At 70.1% G+C, this 857-nt stretch carries 1 protein-coding gene; it reads right to left on the reverse strand.

Annotated elements, in window-relative coordinates; all coding sequences use genetic code 11:
• Positions 1–857: non-ribosomal peptide synthetase (locus tag ABD371_RS35710; protein ID WP_344486940.1), on the reverse strand; the 857-nt coding region annotated here is incomplete at both ends.

The following is an 857-nucleotide window of genomic DNA, read 5'->3' on the forward strand; positions in this document are numbered from 1 at the left end:
AGTTCGGCGGGGGTGGGGTGTTGGAAGAGGGTGTGGATGGTGGTGTGGGTGTTGAGGGTGGTGTTGATGCGGTTGGTGAGGCGCATGGCGAGGAGGGAGTGGCCGCCGTGGGTGAAGAAGTTGTCGTCGATGGTGAGGGCGGGTTGGTTGAGGGTTTCGGCGAAGAGGGTGGTGAGGGTGTGTTCGTGGGGGGTGCGGGGTGGGCGTCCGGTGGGGGTTGGGGTGGTGGGTGCGGGGAGTTGGGTGCGGTCGAGCTTGCCGTTGGGGGTGAGGGGCCAGGTGGTGAGGTGGGTGAGGGTGGTGGGGATGAGGTAGTCGGGGAGGTGGGTGGTGAGGTGGGTGCGGAGTTGGGCGGGGGTGGTGGTTCCGGTGTAGTGGGCGGTGAGGCGGGTGTCGCCGTGGGGGCTGGTGTGGGCGGTGACGGTGGCCTGGGTGACGTGGGGGTGGCGGGTGATCGCGGTTTCGATGTCGGCGGGCTCGACGCGGTGGCCCCGGATTTTGATCTGGTGGTCGGTGCGTCCGTGGAAGGTGAGGGTGCCGTCGTGTTCGTGGCGGGCGAGGTCGCCGGTGCGGTAGAGGCGTTCGCCGGGGTGTCCGTGGGGGTGGGCGGTGAAGGTGGCGGCGGTGAGGGCGGGGTCGCCTGTGTAGCCGCGGGCGAGGCCGGTTCCGGCGATGTGGAGTTCGCCGATGACTCCGGGCGGGACGGGCTGGAGGTGGGGGTCGAGGATCGTGAGGCGGGTTCCGGTCATGGGCCGGCCCAGCGGTGTCGTCGTTCCCAGGGGGGTGTCGTCGGTGTGCCAGGGGGTGTGGGTGGCGCAGAGGGTGGTCTCGGTGGGGCCGTAGGTGGTACGGACGAT

This window comes from Streptomyces amakusaensis (assembly GCF_039532665.1).
Taxonomy (GTDB): Bacteria; Actinomycetota; Actinomycetes; order Streptomycetales; family Streptomycetaceae; genus Streptomyces; species Streptomyces amakusaensis.